This is a genomic window from Microbacterium sp. MPR-TSA4 (genome assembly GCF_058792815.1).
This window is the reverse complement of the sequence record NZ_JBXAFF010000058.1, coordinates 1-14,751: the sequence shown is the minus strand read 5'-3', so window position 1 is coordinate 14,751 and position 14,751 is coordinate 1. Positions and strand designations below refer to the sequence as shown.

Below are 14,751 nucleotides of genomic sequence, written 5' to 3'. Positions count from 1 at the left end.
GCCTCCCGCCCCGCCTCCACCGCCGCCGAGCGCACCGCCACCGGTGCGATCCGCACGTTGGGCCCGCATCCCGCGACGGCGCCCGTCGTTCTGCACCCGGGAGATGCGATCTCCACGCCGCGACGCGTGGTCTACATCATCCTGCTCGGCGCTCTCACGGCCCTCGGGCCGTTCACGATCGACCTGTACCTGCCGGCCTTCCCGACGCTGCAGGCCGACTTCCGCACCTCCGCGGCCGCGATCCAGCTGACCTTGACCGGCACCATGGTGGGCTTCGCGCTGGGCCAGCTGATCGTCGGGCCGCTCAGCGACAAGGTCGGGCGCCGCCTGCCCCTGCTCGCCGTCACGGCGCTGCACGTCGTGGCGAGCGTCGCGGCCGCGCTGGCCCCCGACCTGACGCTGCTCGCGATCGCCCGGGTGTTCATGGGCGTCGGCGCCGCGGCGGGCGGCGTCGTGGCCATGGCGATCGTGCGCGACCTGTTCGGCGGGCGCCGGCTGGTCGTCATGCTGAGCCGGCTCGCCCTCGTCTCCGGCGCGGCGCCCGTCGTCGCGCCGCTGATCGGATCGGCGCTGCTCACGGTCATGCCCTGGCGCGGCATCTTCGTGGTGCTCGCCGTGTACGGCGCCATCATGCTCGTGGCGGCGATCGCGCTCGTGCCGGAGACCCTGCCCGCGGCACGACGCCGCGAGCGCGGAGCGACCACGGTGCTGCAGCGCTACCGAGCCGTGTTCAGCGACCGGGTGTTCGTGGGCGTGCTGATCATCGGCGGCATGTCGTTCAGCGGTCTGTTCTCCTACCTCTCCTCCTCGTCGTTCCTCTTCCAGGAGACCTACGGCTTCGACGCCCAGCAGTACGGCCTGCTGTTCGCAGCCAACTCGCTCGGTCTGGTCATCGGCGTCCAGGTGGCCGCACGGCTGGCGGCGCGCTTCGGACCGCAATGGGTGCTCGCCGTCTCGACCGGCGTGCTGGTGCTCGCGGCCGTGGCGATCATCGTCCTCGACCAGCTCGGGCTCGGACTCTGGGGCACGATGGTGCCGCTGTTCGTCTTCATGACGGCGTGCGGGTTCACCTTCCCCTGCGTTCAGGTGCTCGCACTCGACCGGCACGGCAAGGCGGCCGGCACCGCGGCATCCATCCTCGGAGCGACCAACTTCGGCGTCGCGGGGCTCATCTCGCCGATCGTCGGCTGGGTGGCCAAGGATGCCGGGATCACCGCGACCACCATGGCCTCGGTGATGGTCGGCTGCGCGCTCATCGGCTGCACCGCGCTGTGGGCGATCGTGCGGCCGTGGACGGTCGCGCGCCTCACGCCGTAGCGGATGCCGTCGGGCACAATGGGGCGATGAGAGCACCGACCGACGACGACCTCACCACCGTCGCGCTGCAGCGCCTCGTCGCGGGGGTGCTGCTGATCGCCGCGACGGTGTGGCTCGGCATCCAGGTGGTCGTCGAGGCAGACGTCAACGTGGACGAGTGGTGGAACGTGTTCGTCGACCGCTTCGCCTTCCTCGATCCGGCGGCCCTGGCGATGAACTTCCTCGGCGGGGGCTGGTTCGCGACCTTCGTCGTACCGCTCGGCGGCGTCGCCCTCCTGCTGGTGCTGCGCCGCCCCCGCGGCGCGCTGTTCGTCGTCGTCGCCTCGGTCGGCAGCGTCGCCCTCGTCCAGCTGCTGAAGGCGCTGTTCGGACGCGCCCGTCCCGAGGACATGATCGTGTTCTCCGACCACGGCTCGTTCCCCTCCGGCCACACCGGCAACGCGGCCACGGTCGCCACGATCGCCGTCATCCTCTTCCCCCGGGTCGCCGTCGCCGTCGTCGGCGGCGCGTGGGTGTTCGCGATGGCGTTCAGCCGCACCCAGGTGCACGCGCACTGGCTGAGCGACACCGTCGGCGGCGCCCTCGTCGGCGTCGGCGCCACCCTCGTCGTCGCGGCCGCCTTCACGCGTGTGCTGGACCGTGAGAGCGAGCGGGTCCGCTCGCTAGGCTGAGCGCCATGAGTGCTGTCGACGATGCCGAGCTCGCCCGTCTGCAGGCCGAAGCGGAGGCCGCAGAGGCCGCGTTGAAGCTCGCCCAGGCCAAGGCGGCGCTCGCCGCCGCGCAGGCCGCCCGTGCGTCCGCACCGGCAGCAGCAGAGGAGATTTCCCCCCCGGAGGATGCTGCGGGCACATCAGCTCCTCCCGAGGCGATATCTCCTCCCGAAGCGCAGGCGGCGCAGGCGGCGCAGGCGCCGTCGGAGGTGGATGCCGCGGCATCCGGCCCCCTCGACGCCGACCAGGTCGCCGCCATCGCGAAGGGGTACACGTTCGAGGGGCTCACGCTCGACCTCGGCGCGCTGATGAACACCGAGCCGGTGGCCTCGGCGCAGATCCGGATCCCGCTCGCGATGATGAACCGCCACGGCCTGGTCGCCGGTGCCACCGGCACGGGCAAGACGCGCACCCTCCAGGGGCTCGCCGAGCAGCTCGCCGCGAAGGGCGTGCCCGTCTTCGCGGCCGACATGAAGGGCGACCTGTCCGGTGTCGCGACCCCGGGCGAGCCCAGCGACAAGCTGCGCGCCCGGACGGCGGCGATCGGGCAGGAGTGGGCGCCCGCGGCATCCGTGACCGAGTACTTCGCCCTCGGCGGCGTGGGCATGGGCGTGCCGGTGCGCGCCACCGTCTCCGGGTTCGGCCCGCTGTTGCTGAGCAAAGTGCTCGGCCTGAACGAGACCCAGGAGTCGAGCATCGGCCTCGTCTTCCACTACGCCGACGCCAACGGGCTCGCCCTCGTCGACCTGTCCGATCTGCGGGCGGTGCTCACGTGGCTCACGAGCGACGAGGGCAAGGTCGAGCTGAAGGAGCTGGGCGGCCTGTCGGCGGCGACGGCGGGCGTCATCCTCCGCAAGCTCATCACCTTCGCCGACGACGGCGCCGACGTCTTCTTCGGCGAGCCGGAGTTCGACGTCCGCGATTTCCTGCGTACGGCGCCCGACGGTCGCGGCGTGATCTCGCTGCTGGAGGTGCCGGGCGTCGCCGACAAGCCCGCGCTGTTCTCGACGTTCCTCATGTACCTGCTGGCGGAGCTGTTCGAGATCCTCCCCGAGGTGGGAGATCTCGACAAGCCGAAGCTCGTGTTCTTCTTCGACGAGGCGCACCTGCTCTTCCGCGACGCGTCGAAGGCGTTCCTCGCGGCCATCACGCAGACGGTGCGGCTCATCCGCTCCAAGGGCGTCGGCGTGTTCTTCGTCACCCAGACGCCCAAGGACGTGCCGTCGGACGTCCTCGGCCAGCTCGGCTCCCGCGTGCAGCATGCGCTGCGCGCCTTCACGCCCGACGATGCGAAGGCGCTGCGGGCCACGGTCGGCACCTACCCGAAGAGCGGGTACGACCTCGAGCGCGTGCTGCAGGAGCTCGGCACGGGCGAGGCGATCGTGACCGTCATGAGCGAGAAGGGGGCGCCGACCCCCGTCGCCTGGACACGGCTGCGCGCGCCGCAGGGGCTCATGTCGCCCACGCCCGTCCCCGACATCGAGCGCGCGGTGCACGCGTCGCCCCTGCTCGCGCAGTACGGGACGCCCATCGACCGGGAGTCCGCACGCGAGATCCTGACCGCGAAGATGAACGCGGCCGCGGAGGCGGATGCCGCCGCAGAGAGAGCCGCCGCGCAAGCCGCCGCGGAGGCCGCCCAGGCCAAGGCGGATGCCGCCGCCGCGCGCGAGCGGCAGAAGGAGTACGACCGCATCCTGCGCTCCACCGGCGGCACGGGCGCCTCGCGCACGTCGCGCACCTCGCGGGCCGCGCAGAAGTCCCCGCTGGAACAGGTCCTGAACGCGAAGTCCACCCAGACCATCCTGACCTCGGTCATCCGCGGCATCTTCGGCACCGGCCGCCGCTAGCCCTTCGCGAGCCGCTACCTGCCGGCCGAGCCGCTACGCGCCGGCCCGCCCGCGCGGTGGCGGCTCGGCCGCGTCATGGCGGCTCGGGGGAAGGCGGGCGAAGAAGCCCTGCGGGCCGTGCCGCGCGCCGACGGCAGCGCGCCGCGCGCCCTCGTGCTCGGCGCCACCGGCTACATCGGCGGCCGGCTCGTGCCGCGGCTGATCGCGGCCGGGTACCGCGTGCGGGTCCTCGCGCGCGATCCCGCCCGCCTCGCGGCGTTCGACTGGGGGGACGAGGTCGAGGTCGTCGCCGGTGCGGCGGTCGATCGCCCCGCGCTCGCCCGGGCCTGCGACGACGTCGACGTGCTCTTCTACCTCATCCACTCGATGTCGGCGGGCGCGGGGTTCGAGGAGGCCGACCTCGCCGCCGCCCGGGCCGTCGCCACCGCGGCGGCCGCGGCATCCGTGGGCCGGATCGTCTACCTGGGCGGCCTGCACCCCGACGGGGTGCCCCTGAGCCCGCACCTGCGCTCGCGGGTCGAGGTGGGCGACGTGTTCCTGCGCAGCGGAGTGCCGACGCTCGTGCTGCAGGCCGGGGTCGTCATCGGCTCGGGGTCCGCATCGTTCGAGATGATCCGCCACCTCACCGAGGTGCTGCCCTACATGCCCGCGCCGAAGTGGGTGCGCAACTTCATCCAGCCGATCGCGGTGCGCGACGTCATGTACTACCTCCTGGGCGCGGCGCGGGTCGCCCCCGAGGTCAACCGCGCGGTCGACATCGGCGGTCCCGACGTGCTGCGCTACGGGCAGATGATGAACGGCTACGCGGTCGAAGCCGGGCTCCCGCAACGCCCGATCGCCCCGCTGCCGGTGCTCACCCCGGGTCTCGCCTCGCACTGGGTCAACGTCGTCACGCCCGTGCCGCGCTCGATCGCGCGCCCGCTCATCGCCTCGCTGCAGAACGAGTGCGTCATGGACGATCACGACATCGACGCGATCATCCCGCCGCCGGAGGGCGGCCTCACCCCGTACCGCCGCGCCGTCGCACTCGCCCTCGGTCGCGTCGCGGCCGACAGCGTCGAGACGAGCTGGCAGGATGCCGAGGTCAGCGGGGTCCCGTCGGATCCGCTGCCGTCCGACCCGGAGTGGGCGGGGCGCACGGTCTACACCGACGTGCGCACGGCGGCCACCACCGCGGCGCCGGAGCGGCTCTGGGACGTCATCGAGGGCATCGGCGGGGAGAACGGCTGGTACTCGGCGCCCCTGCTGTGGGCGCTGCGGGGGTGGATGGACCGCCTCGTCGGGGGCGTCGGCCTCGTCCGGGGTCGCCGCAACCGTACGCGCGTCGCGGTCGGCGACGTGATCGACTTCTGGCGGGTCGAGAAGGTGGAGCCCGGGCGGCTGCTGCGCCTGCGTGCCGAGATGAAGGTGCCCGGGCTGGCCTGGCTCGACCTCGGCTGCGAGCCGGGCGCGGACGGCGGCGCGGTGTACCGTCAGCGCGCGGTCTTCTTCCCGTCGGGGCTGTCGGGGCGGCTGTACTGGCTGGCCGTGCTGCCGTTCCACGGGTTCATCTTCCGCGGGATGGCCAACCGGATCACCGCGGCCGCCGAGGCCGCGCAGCCGGCGGCATAGAATCGCGGGATGCCGCACCTGCGACCGTTCCGCGCCGGCGACGAGGCCGCGCTCGCCGAGGTCTGCCTGCGGACCGCGGATGCCGGCGCGGACGGCACCGGCATCCTGGACGACGACGACATCTGGGGCGCCGTCTTCGTGCTGCCGTACGCGGCTCGCCATCCCGACCTCGCCTTCGTCGTGGAGACCGACGACGGCCGCGTGGCCGGCTACATCGTCGGCATCGATGACACCGACGCCTTCGAGGAATGGTTCCGCTCCGACTGGTGGCCGCGGATCGGCTCGCGCTGGCCGCGGCGCGCCGCGGGTGGCGAGGAGGGGGAGGGCACCCGGCAGGATGCCGTCCTGGCGTATGCCGACAGCCGACGCCCCGGCGCGGAACCGTACGCCGCCACCCATCCGGCGCACCTGCACATCGACCTCCTGCCCGAGCTGCAGGGGCAGGGATGGGGACGGCGGCTCATCGCCGCGCTCGTCGACGCGCTGCGCGCCCGCGGCGCCGCGGGCCTGCACCTCGTCGCCGCGGGCGGCAACGCCGGCGCGATCGCGTTCTACGAGCGCATCGGCTTCTCGCGTCTGGACGGCCCGACCGACGTCGCCGCGTTCGGCCTCGTGCTGTGACATCGGCTCGTCCGCCCGCGCGCCGCGGGAGGGCGGGGCGTAGGCTGGCGGCGTGTCGATGCCTGCCGCTGTGATCACCGTGTCCGACCGGAGCGCGGCGGGGGCGCGCGACGACGTGAGCGGCCCGGTCGCCGTGCGCGTGCTGCGCGAGGCGGGCTTCGCGTGCGCCGACGCGCGCGTGGTGGCCGACGGCGCCGACAGCGTCGAGGCCGCGCTGCGGGAGGCGATCGCCGCCGGCGCCCGCCTCGTCGTCACGACCGGCGGCACCGGCGTGGCGCGGCGCGACCGGACCCCCGAGGGCACGGCTCGCGTGATCGATCGGGAGCTCCCCGGCATCGCCGAAGAGCTGCGCCGCCGGTCGGTCGCCGAGAAGCCCGCGGGGATGCTGTCGCGCGGGCTCGCCGGCGTCGCCGGCACCGCCCTCATCGTCAATCTGCCCGGCTCTCCCGCCGCCGTGGCATCCGGGATGCCGGTGATCCTCTCGATCGCGGACCACGTCCGCCACCAGCTCGACGGAGGCGACCACTGATGGCCGTGCGCATCGCCCGCATCACCGACGAACCGCTCGATCTCGCCGTCCACATCGCCGCGGTCGAGGATGCCGCCGCCGGCGCCGTGGCCAGCTTCATCGGCACGGTGCGCGACCACGACCCCGACGCGCGCGGGGCGGTCGTCGCGCTCGAATACTCGGCCCATCCCGACGCCGAGGCGACGCTGCACGACATCGCGGTCACCGCGGTCGGCGACCGCCGCGCGATCGTGGCGGTGAGCCACCGCATCGGACGGCTCGAGGTCGGCGACATCGCGGTCGCGATCGCCGTGGCCACACCGCACCGCGCGGAGGCGTTCGAGGTGTGCCGGGAGATCATCGAGGCGATCAAGCGCGAGCTGCCGGTGTGGAAGCGTCAGCTGGCCGACGACGGGTCGGCGGCGTGGAAGGGGCTCGGCGGCTGAACGTGACGGTGCCCCGGGGTTCCGCGACCCGCGCTCAGCCTCCGGCGAAGGGCGGGAGCACGTCGATCAGGGTGTCGTCGCCGAGCGCGGCGTCGCCGTCGGTGCGCCGCCCGTCGACGAGCACGGCGCAGCGCGGCAGGATGCGCCCGAGGCCGGGGTACTCCGCCGCCCACGCGGCGCGCAGGGCCTCGAGGTCGTGCTCGCCGCGGACCTCCTCGTCGCGCCCCGCGAACTCGGCGGCGGCGGCGAAGTAACGCACCCTCGCCATCAGGCCTCCCGCGTCCAGTCGCCCGACTTGCCGCCGGTCTTCGCGATCAGACGCACGTTCTCGATGGCGGTCGCCTTGTCCATGCCCTTGACCATGTCGACGATCGCGAGGGCGGCGACGGCGACGGCCGTCAGCGCCTCCATCTCGACGCCGGTGCGGTCGGCCGTCCGCACGGTCGCGGTGACCTCGACGCCCTCGTCCGTGACGATCGCATCGACGACGGCGCCGTGCACGCCGATGACGTGGGCGAGCGGCAGCAGCTCGGGCGTGCGCTTGGCCGCCTGGATGCCGGCGATGCGCGCGACGGCCAGCACGTCGCCCTTGGGGACGGAGCCGTCGCGGAGGGCGGCGACGACCGGCGCGGCGCAGCGGACGAATCCGCGGGCGGTCGCGGCACGCACCGTCGGCTGCTTCTCGGTCACATCGACCATTCGCGCGTGACCGGCGGCATCCAGATGGGTGAAGCTCATGCGTCCCATCCTTCCAGCAGCATGACGGCGACCGGGTCGCCGGTGCGCACCTCGACGACCTCGGCGGGAACGACCGCGAGGGCGCGGGCGCGGCCGAGTCCGCCGGCGAGATGCGACCCGGAGCCGCCCGCCGTCGCCGGGCGGACGGTCCACGAGCCGTCACGGTCGGTGTCGACGACCGCGGGCAGGTAGTGCCGGCGTCCCTCCGGCGTGCGCCAGGGGGCTCCGGCGGGCAGCTGCAGGATCGGCCGGTGGATCGCGCGGCGACCCTGCAGCGCCAGCAGCGCCGGCCGGACGAAGACCTCGAACGACACCGCCGCGCTGACGGGGTTACCCGGCAACCCGAACAGCAGGGCCGCGCCGGCCGGTGTCGGCAGCGTGCCGAAGCCCTGGGGCTTGCCGGGCTGCATGGCGATGCGGCTGAACGTCATCGCGCCGGACAGCTCGGCGCGCACGACCTCGAACGCGCCGGCACTGACGCCGCCCGAGAAGACGACGGCGTCGACGGATGCCGCACGCGCCGCCGACACCGCGTCGCGCAGTGCGGCGCCCTCGTCGTCGACGCTGAGTCGCGCGACGACCTCCGCGCCGGCCGCGGCGGCGAGGCCCGCGAGCAGGACGCCGTTGGACTCGGGGATCTGACCGCGGCGCAGGGGCGTCCCGGCGGGGGCCAGCTCGCTGCCGGTGGACACGATCGCGACGCGGGGGCGGGCCGACACGAACGCCGCCGTCACCCCGGCCGCGGTCGCGGCGGCGATCTGCAACGGCCCGAGGACGGTGCCCTCCTCCAGGAGGATGTCGCCGGCGTGCACGTCGTCGCCGGCACGGCGGACGAAGACGCCCGGGCGGGCGGGTGCGCGCAGCACCCGGGCGGTGTGCAGCGAGTCCGCCAGGCCGCCGGCGGTGTCCTCGAAGGGGACGATGGCGTCGGCATCCGCCGGCACGGGGGAGCCGGTCATGATGCGCGCGGCCTCGCCCGCACCCAGACGGGGGTCGTCGCTGGTGCCGGCCGGCAGATCGGCGACGACGCGGAGCACGGCGGGGGCGTCGCCGGTCGCGGCGGCGACGTCGGCGAAACGCACCGCGAAGCCGTCCATCGCCGAGTTGTCGAAGACGGGGATGTCGAGGGCTGCCCGCAGCGGCGCGCGCAGCGTGCGGCCCGCCGCCTCCTCCAGCGCCACGGTGGCAGCCGCGAGCGGCCGCACCGCGGCGAGCACATCGCCGAGCTGCTCCTCGACGGTCCGCAGCACCGGCGGCGTCGTGTCGGCGGCGCTCATGCCTGCTGCCAGGCGGCGAGACCACCGACGAGGATGTCGGCCTCGACCCCGCGGGCGCGGAGGACCTCGGCGGCGTGGCGGGCGCGCACGCCGTGGGCGCAGATGACCACGACACGATCGTCCTCGACGCGGTCCGGGTCATCGAGCAGGTCACCGAGGGGGATCAGGACCGACCCCGCCACGATGCCGCCCTGGGTCTCCCACGGCTCCCGCACGTCGAGGAGGGTGGCCCCGGCATCCTGTGCGGAGAGCATCTCGGATGCCGTCAGCTCACGGATCCCGTCCGTCGCGGGCGCCGGCGGCACGGGCGCGGAGGTGCGCTCCGCCGCCGCGTGCAGGGCGACCTCGGTCTGGGTGGCGCGAAGGGCGTCGATGACGAGCACGCGACCCAGCAGCGGCTCGCCGACGCCCACGACGAGCTTGATCGCCTCGGTCGCGAGGATGCCGCCGACCTGCAGGCACAGCGCGCCCAGCACGCCCACCTCGGCGCAGGTGGGCGGCTCGCCCGCGGCGTCGGCGGGGTGCAGGTCCGACAGGCGGACGGCCTCCGTCCCCGCGGGCGGTGCGCTCCAGAAGACGGTCACCTGGGCGTGGAACTCCTGCACCACGCCCCAGACGAGCGGGATGCCGCGGGCCTCGCAGGCCGCCGCGACCGCGGTGCGCGTGGCGAACGTGTCGCTGCCGTCCACGACGAGGTCGACGTCGGCGAGCAGGCGCTCGGCGTTGTCGGCGGTCAGGCGCTCCCGCACCGCCGTGACGACGGTCTCGGGCGAGAGGTCCGCGGCCACCCGCACGGCCGAGTCGGTCTTGGGGGCGCCGATGTCGGCGTGGCGGTGCAGGAGCTGTCGCTGCAGGTTGGTCTGATCCACGTCGTCGTCGTCGATCACGGTGAGACCACCGACCCCGGCTGCCGCGAGGGCCATGATCACGGGGGAGCCGAGTCCGCCCGCGCCGACGACGGCGATGCGCGCGGCGGCGAGGCGGCGCTGACCGAGATCGCCGATGCCGGTGAGGACGAGGTGGCGCTGCGTGCGCGCGCGCTCGGCCGCGGTCAGCGCGGGGACAGGGTCGACGAGGGGAGCGAGGGGCACGGTGTCAGCGTAAACCGCGGCATCGACGGCGGGGCCGGTACGGGTGTCACGGACCCGGCGATTTCCGCGGATGCGGGGAGCACGCGTCACTTTCTCCGCAGATGAGCGATATCGTCGCCGTATGCGCTCGTATCGCATCACCGAAGCCGCCCGTCTGCTGGGCGTGAGCGACGACACCGTGCGTCGCTGGATCGACCACGGCGTCCTGCCGACGACGGGCGAGTCGCCCGCGCGCGTGCCGGGCGACGCGCTCGCCGCGCGGGCCGTGGAGACCGCCCGCGCCGCCGCGGATCCCGGCGACGCGCTCTCGAGCGCGCGCAACCGCTTCGTGGGCCTGGTCACCCGGGTGCAGATGGACGGGGTCATGGCGCAGGTCGACATCCAGTCCGGGCCGCACCGCGTCGTGTCGCTCATGTCGGCCGAGGCCGTGCGTGACCTGGGCCTCGAAGCCGGTGCGCTCGCCGTCGCGATCGTCAAAGCCACGAACGTCATCGTCGAAACCCCCCAGGAGCACTGATGCGCACGCGACGCGGTCCCGCCCTCGCCCTCCTCGCCGCGGCGGCCCTCGCGCTGGCCGGATGCGGCGCCGGCGGTGCGGCCACGGATGCTGCGCCGGCGGCGACCGCCCCGGCATCCGCGTCGGCCGACGCGCTGTCGGGCGAGCTCACGGTCTTCGCGGCGGCGTCGCTGAAGGCCGCGTTCACCCAGCTCGCCGAGGCGTTCGAAGCCGCCCATCCCGGCGTGAGCATCCGGCCGATCAGCTACGACGGATCGTCCACTCTCGCCACCCAGCTCGTCGAGGGGGCGGCGGCGGACGTCTTCGCCTCGGCCGATCAGAAGAACATGCAGAAGGTCGTCGACGCCGGGCTCGCGGCGGCGCCGCAGCCGTTCGCGACGAACGTGCTGACGCTGGTCGTGCCGAAGGGCAACCCGGGCGGCGTGACGGGGCTGGCCGATCTCGCGACGCCCGACCTGTCGGTCGTGCTGTGCGCCGCCGAGGTGCCGTGCGGCGCCGCATCCGCCACTCTGCTGGCCGACGCGGGCGTCACCGCGTCCGTCGACAGCTACGAGCAGAACGTGACGGCGGTGCTGACCAAGGTCGCCAGCGGCGAGGCCGATGCCGGTCTCGTGTACGTCACCGACGCGAAGACCACGACCGACGTCCAGACCGTGACGACCGCGGGGGCCGACGCCGTCGTCAACACGTATCCGATCGTCGCCCTCGCCGGCGCCGCGAACCCGGCGGCGGCCGAGGCGTTCGTCGCCTTCGTACTGTCCGACGAGGGCCGCGCGGTGCTCGCCGGGCTCGGCTTCGGACAGCCGCGATGATCGCCGGGCAGCCGCGATGATCGCCGGGCAGCGCGCATCGCGCGGGTTCGTGCCGCAGGTGCTGCTCGTGCCGGCCGTTGTCGGGGTCGCCTTCCTCGTGCTTCCGCTGACCGCGCTCGTCGGTCGCGTCGATCCGTCCACGCTGTGGGCGGACGTCACCTCGCCTGCCGCCGTGTCGGCGCTCGGCCTCTCGCTCGGAACGGGTGCCGTGGCGACGGCGGCGTGCGTCGTGCTGGGCGTGCCGCTTGCGCTCGTGATCGCCCGGTCGGGGCCGCGGCTGGCGGGAGTGCTGCGCGCGGTCGTGACGGTTCCGCTCGTGCTCCCGCCGATGGTCGGCGGCGTCGCGCTGCTGTTCCTCCTCGGCCGCAACGGCTGGCTGGGACAGCTGCTCGCGGGGGCGGGGCTGCGCATCCCGTTCACGACGACCGCGGTCGTGATCGCGCAGACGTTCGTCGCGCTCCCGTTCCTCGTGCTGGCGCTCGAGGGAGCCCTGCGCGCGACCGGTGTGGGCTACGAGCATGCCGCGGCGGCGCTGGGGGCGGGACGGTGGCGGATCCTCTGGCGGATCACGCTGCCCCTGGCCGCGCCCGGCCTGCTCGCCGGGGTCGTGCTGTGCTTCGCGCGGGCCATCGGGGAGTTCGGGGCCACGGCGCTGTTCGCGGGCAACGCGCCGGGCGTGACGCAGACGATGCCGCTCGCGATCTACACCGCCTTCAACGGTGCGGGTGTCTCGCAGGGCACCGCCGTCGCCCTGTCGTTGCTGCTGCTGGTGACGGCGGTGGGCGTGCTGCTTCTCGTCCGGGCCTGGCGGCCGATGCCGGGGGCGGGACGGTGACCGTGGCCGCGCTCGACGCGTACGTCGTCGTCCGCCGCGACGCGTTCGTGCTGGATGCCGAGATCTCCGCGGCCGCGGGGGAGATCGTCGCCGTCATGGGACCGAGCGGCGCGGGCAAGTCGACGCTGCTGGATGTCGTGTCGGGACTGATGCGCGCGAGCGCCGGCGAGGTGCGCGTCGGAGGCGAGGTCGTCTCGTCGCCCGCGGTGCAGGTGGCGCCGCAGCGGCGGGGTGTCGTGCTGCTCGGCCAGGATCCGCGCCTGTTCCCGCATCTGTCCGCGCGCGACAACGTCGCGTTCGGGCTGCGCGTCTCCGACGATGCCGGGAGGGCGGCTGCCCGGGTCGCGCGCCGCGCGCAGGCGCAGCGCTGGCTCGAGAACGTCGGGCTTCCGGGTGTCGGCCACCGCCGGCCCGCGGAGCTCTCCGGCGGCCAGCAGCAGCGGGTGGCCCTCGCCCGCGCCCTCGCGACCGCGCCGCGGCTGCTCCTGCTCGACGAGCCCTTCACCGCGCTCGACCCGGTGACGGTCGCCGATATCCGCCGTGTGCTCGCCGCGCATCTGCGCGCTTCCGGCACGACGACGCTGTTCGTGACGCATGACGTCGTGGATGCCGTCACCCTCGCCGACCGCCTCGTCGTGATCGAGGACGGCCGGGTGTCGCAGCAGGGACCCGCCCGCGAGGTGCTCACGACGCCCGCGACGGACTTCGTCGCGGCGCTCGGCGGGGTCAACCGCGTGCCGGGTCGGGTGCAGGCGGGGGTGTGGACGGCCGGTGCGGTGCGCCTTCCCGCGCCCGGCCTCTCCGACGGCGACGCCGTGGCGCTGATCCCGACCGGCGCGGTCCGGGTGCGGTCCGCGCGGGGGGCTGGGGAGAGGGATTCGGCTGACGCGGCGGCCGTGGGCGCCTCGGCATCCGGCATCCGCTGGAGCGCCAGGGTGGTGCGGATCGAGGCGACCGCCGCGGGTGTCCGCCTGCACACCCGCGAGCCCGCCGTCGTCTGCGAGCTCGCGATCGCCGAGTTCGCCGCCGCCGACGTCGCCGAGGGTGACGAGGTGCGCCTGTCGATCGTCGCGACCGACGTGCGGGTCGCCGCCCGGTGATCTCAGCAGCTCGAAGGCGTTCCGGTACGCGGAGGCGCCGACGTGTGCGCGCCGGGGTTCTCTCCCACGGTGTTTGTGGCTTTTGCGTGATCGTCTCCTGATACGGCACGCTGATCCCACGAGGGAGGGGCGCGCCGATGATGCCATATGACTCGCGGCGGGTGCGTCGTCGGCTGCTCGAGCGGAGCGCACCCCCTTTCACGATCCGGCTCGGCGCAGCGGTCGGGGCTGGACTCGTGTTCGTCGTGGTGGCGGTGATCGTCGCGCAGTGGCATTGGGCTGTGTTGGCTTTCGGTGTCCTCGCCGCCGCGGCGACCGCAGAGTTCATGCGTTCGATGCAAGACCGGATCAGTCTCTGGCCGCTGTGGGGCTGGTGGTTGGCAACGACCTTCGTTGTTCCATTGGTGCTGTTGCTGTTCGCGAAGTCGGCGATTCCCGCAGAGGTCGGCATGAAGCTGATGCTCTTAGCGAGCTGGGCGACGTTCGGCCTTGCGAGTTCGAGGACGCTGGAGCGACTCGTCATGAGGCGCCTGCCCAAGAATGCGCGCCTCGATTGGATCGCCGCGGCGGCTTCGGTTGTCCTCGGTGCGCTCGGCGGGTTGGCAGTTCCGCTGGCCGCCATAGATCTCGTTGCAGCGCCGCGGTCGGTCGAGGCGTACGCAGTCGCGGTGACGTGCAATGGCGTGCGGGTGCCTGCCGTCGGGATTTCTCCGACGGTGTACGTCGATTCGCGCCCCAGTGAGACATTCGTGGCCGACGCGCAGGGTCGGGTCCAGTATGAGTTGCCGGTCTACTGGGACACCTACCGGATGGATCTTCCGAACGCGGACAACAGCGGGATTGCTCGAACGGAGCACTGGAAGCAGGGGCTCGAGGGGGTTTACCCCGAAGTCCTCAGCACTCTTCTGTCGTTCGGGCTCGTGCGCGACTCTCTCGACTACGTAGAAGGGGGCTGGGAGGTTACTCAGCGGAACTGCGATCTCGCGCCCTGACAACGCTGTTCAGGCGCGTGGCAAAGCGGCCGTCGTCGATCCACTCTCACGGCTCAGCCGTCCGCAGACTCCCGTCTGTCCGATCGGGTGGTGTCGGAGGATGTGTCGTCGGTACTCATCCCCGCTGACGCTTCCCGTGCGTGGTGCTCAGAACGGTGGTGGGTCGTCGGTGTGCGGGACGAATCGGACGCGGCTGGGTGGGTGGTCTTCGTAGTGGCGTCCGGCCGGTGAAGTCCACTGGAGGGTTCCGCCGCCGAGGTGTCGGACCCGCCAGGCGGTGTGGTGCTTCACGGTGTGGTGGCGGCGGCACAGGTGTGCGAGGTTGTCGG

General features: G+C 73.6%; 16 protein-coding genes and 1 pseudogene. 12 read left to right on the top strand and 5 right to left on the bottom strand.

Annotated elements, in window-relative coordinates; translation table 11 throughout:
* Window positions 1-48 precede the first annotated feature (48 nt).
* The 7 genes from AC1Q49_RS14950 to AC1Q49_RS14920 all read left to right on the top strand — a co-directional run bounded on the left by AC1Q49_RS14950 (window position 49) and on the right by AC1Q49_RS14920 (window position 7,060).
* Window positions 49-1,317 (top strand): multidrug effflux MFS transporter, encoded by a 1,269-nt coding sequence (locus AC1Q49_RS14950; RefSeq protein ID WP_492493119.1) that lies wholly within the window; start codon window positions 49-51, stop codon window positions 1,315-1,317.
* Window positions 1,318-1,343: 26 nt separating this feature from the next.
* On the top strand, window positions 1,344-1,988 hold the full coding sequence (locus AC1Q49_RS14945) for a phosphatase PAP2 family protein (protein WP_060959197.1): 645 nt from the start codon (window positions 1,344-1,346) through the stop codon (window positions 1,986-1,988).
* 5 nt (window positions 1,989-1,993) lie between these two features.
* Entirely contained in the window at window positions 1,994-3,874 is a 1,881-nt protein-coding gene (locus AC1Q49_RS14940) for a helicase HerA-like domain-containing protein (RefSeq protein ID WP_492493116.1), read from the top strand.
* A gap of 75 nt (window positions 3,875-3,949) precedes the next feature.
* Window positions 3,950-5,485, top strand: coding sequence for an SDR family oxidoreductase (locus AC1Q49_RS14935; protein ID WP_492493114.1), 1,536 nt, complete (start codon window positions 3,950-3,952; stop codon window positions 5,483-5,485).
* A gap of 9 nt (window positions 5,486-5,494) precedes the next feature.
* A complete protein-coding gene (locus AC1Q49_RS14930) occupies window positions 5,495-6,106 on the top strand; it encodes a GNAT family N-acetyltransferase (RefSeq protein WP_492493112.1) in 612 nt (203 codons plus the stop codon).
* A gap of 58 nt (window positions 6,107-6,164) precedes the next feature.
* Entirely contained in the window at window positions 6,165-6,635 is a 471-nt protein-coding gene (locus AC1Q49_RS14925; protein ID WP_191008012.1) for a MogA/MoaB family molybdenum cofactor biosynthesis protein, read from the top strand.
* On the top strand, window positions 6,632-7,060 hold the full coding sequence (locus tag AC1Q49_RS14920; protein ID WP_061782585.1) for a molybdenum cofactor biosynthesis protein MoaE: 429 nt from the start codon (window positions 6,632-6,634) through the stop codon (window positions 7,058-7,060). The genes AC1Q49_RS14925 and AC1Q49_RS14920 overlap by 4 nt, the downstream gene beginning before the upstream one ends.
* 34 nt (window positions 7,061-7,094) lie before the next feature.
* Here the strand turns inward: AC1Q49_RS14920 and AC1Q49_RS14915 are convergent, their stop codons facing one another.
* Genes AC1Q49_RS14915 through AC1Q49_RS14900 form a run of 4 tightly spaced genes read right to left on the bottom strand, consistent with a single transcriptional unit; the run spans window position 7,095 to window position 10,166 of the window.
* On the bottom strand, window positions 7,095-7,328 hold the full coding sequence (locus AC1Q49_RS14915; protein ID WP_101305768.1) for a MoaD/ThiS family protein: 234 nt from the start codon (window positions 7,326-7,328) through the stop codon (window positions 7,095-7,097).
* On the bottom strand, window positions 7,328-7,798 hold the full coding sequence (moaC, locus tag AC1Q49_RS14910) for a cyclic pyranopterin monophosphate synthase MoaC (protein ID WP_060959193.1): 471 nt from the start codon (window positions 7,796-7,798) through the stop codon (window positions 7,328-7,330). Before moaC ends, AC1Q49_RS14915 begins: the two co-directional genes overlap by 1 nt.
* Window positions 7,795-9,075, bottom strand: a complete 1,281-nt coding sequence (locus AC1Q49_RS14905; protein WP_492493110.1) for a molybdopterin molybdotransferase MoeA — start codon at window positions 9,073-9,075, stop codon at window positions 7,795-7,797. Before AC1Q49_RS14905 ends, moaC begins: the two co-directional genes overlap by 4 nt.
* On the bottom strand, window positions 9,072-10,166 hold the full coding sequence (locus AC1Q49_RS14900; protein ID WP_255266114.1) for a ThiF family adenylyltransferase: 1,095 nt from the start codon (window positions 10,164-10,166) through the stop codon (window positions 9,072-9,074). Before AC1Q49_RS14900 ends, AC1Q49_RS14905 begins: the two co-directional genes overlap by 4 nt.
* Window positions 10,167-10,287: 121 nt before the next feature.
* Between AC1Q49_RS14900 and AC1Q49_RS14895 the strand changes: the two genes are divergently transcribed.
* The 5 genes from AC1Q49_RS14895 to AC1Q49_RS14875 all read left to right on the top strand — a co-directional run bounded on the left by AC1Q49_RS14895 (window position 10,288) and on the right by AC1Q49_RS14875 (window position 14,422).
* Window positions 10,288-10,683, top strand: a complete 396-nt coding sequence (locus AC1Q49_RS14895; protein ID WP_061782578.1) for a TOBE domain-containing protein — start codon at window positions 10,288-10,290, stop codon at window positions 10,681-10,683.
* Window positions 10,683-11,495, top strand: coding sequence for a molybdate ABC transporter substrate-binding protein (gene modA, locus AC1Q49_RS14890; RefSeq protein WP_492493107.1), 813 nt, complete (start codon window positions 10,683-10,685; stop codon window positions 11,493-11,495). Before AC1Q49_RS14895 ends, modA begins: the two co-directional genes overlap by 1 nt.
* Before the next feature lie 16 nt (window positions 11,496-11,511).
* Complete coding sequence (locus tag AC1Q49_RS14885; RefSeq protein WP_101305771.1) at window positions 11,512-12,330, top strand: ABC transporter permease; 819 nt, start codon at window positions 11,512-11,514, stop codon at window positions 12,328-12,330.
* Window positions 12,327-13,430, top strand: coding sequence for a sulfate/molybdate ABC transporter ATP-binding protein (locus tag AC1Q49_RS14880; RefSeq protein WP_492493105.1), 1,104 nt, complete (start codon window positions 12,327-12,329; stop codon window positions 13,428-13,430). The genes AC1Q49_RS14885 and AC1Q49_RS14880 overlap by 4 nt, the downstream gene beginning before the upstream one ends.
* Window positions 13,431-13,666: 236 nt before the next feature.
* On the top strand, window positions 13,667-14,422 hold the full coding sequence (locus AC1Q49_RS14875) for a hypothetical protein (RefSeq protein WP_492493103.1): 756 nt from the start codon (window positions 13,667-13,669) through the stop codon (window positions 14,420-14,422).
* A gap of 147 nt (window positions 14,423-14,569) precedes the next feature.
* Here the strand turns inward: AC1Q49_RS14875 and AC1Q49_RS14870 are convergent.
* Window positions 14,570-14,751, bottom strand: a pseudogene (locus tag AC1Q49_RS14870) (HNH endonuclease signature motif containing protein); the annotation flags it as partial.

Bases quoted from the DNA above. Each gene is read 5' to 3' on its own strand.
- AC1Q49_RS14945 (WP_060959197.1), top strand. From the start codon at position 1,344: ATGAGAGCACCGACCGACGACGACCTCACCACCGTCGCGCTGCAGCGC.
- AC1Q49_RS14940 (WP_492493116.1), top strand. From the start codon at position 1,994: ATGAGTGCTGTCGACGATGCCGAGCTCGCCCGTCTGCAGGCCGAAGCG.
- AC1Q49_RS14935 (WP_492493114.1), top strand. From the start codon at position 3,950: ATGGCGGCTCGGGGGAAGGCGGGCGAAGAAGCCCTGCGGGCCGTGCCG.
- AC1Q49_RS14930 (WP_492493112.1), top strand. From the start codon at position 5,495: ATGCCGCACCTGCGACCGTTCCGCGCCGGCGACGAGGCCGCGCTCGCC.
- AC1Q49_RS14925 (WP_191008012.1), top strand. From the start codon at position 6,165: ATGCCTGCCGCTGTGATCACCGTGTCCGACCGGAGCGCGGCGGGGGCG.
- AC1Q49_RS14915 (WP_101305768.1), bottom strand. From the start codon at position 7,328: ATGGCGAGGGTGCGTTACTTCGCCGCCGCCGCCGAGTTCGCGGGGCGC.
- moaC (WP_060959193.1), bottom strand. From the start codon at position 7,798: ATGAGCTTCACCCATCTGGATGCCGCCGGTCACGCGCGAATGGTCGAT.
- AC1Q49_RS14905 (WP_492493110.1), bottom strand. From the start codon at position 9,075: ATGAGCGCCGCCGACACGACGCCGCCGGTGCTGCGGACCGTCGAGGAG.
- AC1Q49_RS14895 (WP_061782578.1), top strand. From the start codon at position 10,288: ATGCGCTCGTATCGCATCACCGAAGCCGCCCGTCTGCTGGGCGTGAGC.
- modA (WP_492493107.1), top strand. From the start codon at position 10,683: ATGCGCACGCGACGCGGTCCCGCCCTCGCCCTCCTCGCCGCGGCGGCC.
- AC1Q49_RS14885 (WP_101305771.1), top strand. From the start codon at position 11,512: ATGATCGCCGGGCAGCGCGCATCGCGCGGGTTCGTGCCGCAGGTGCTG.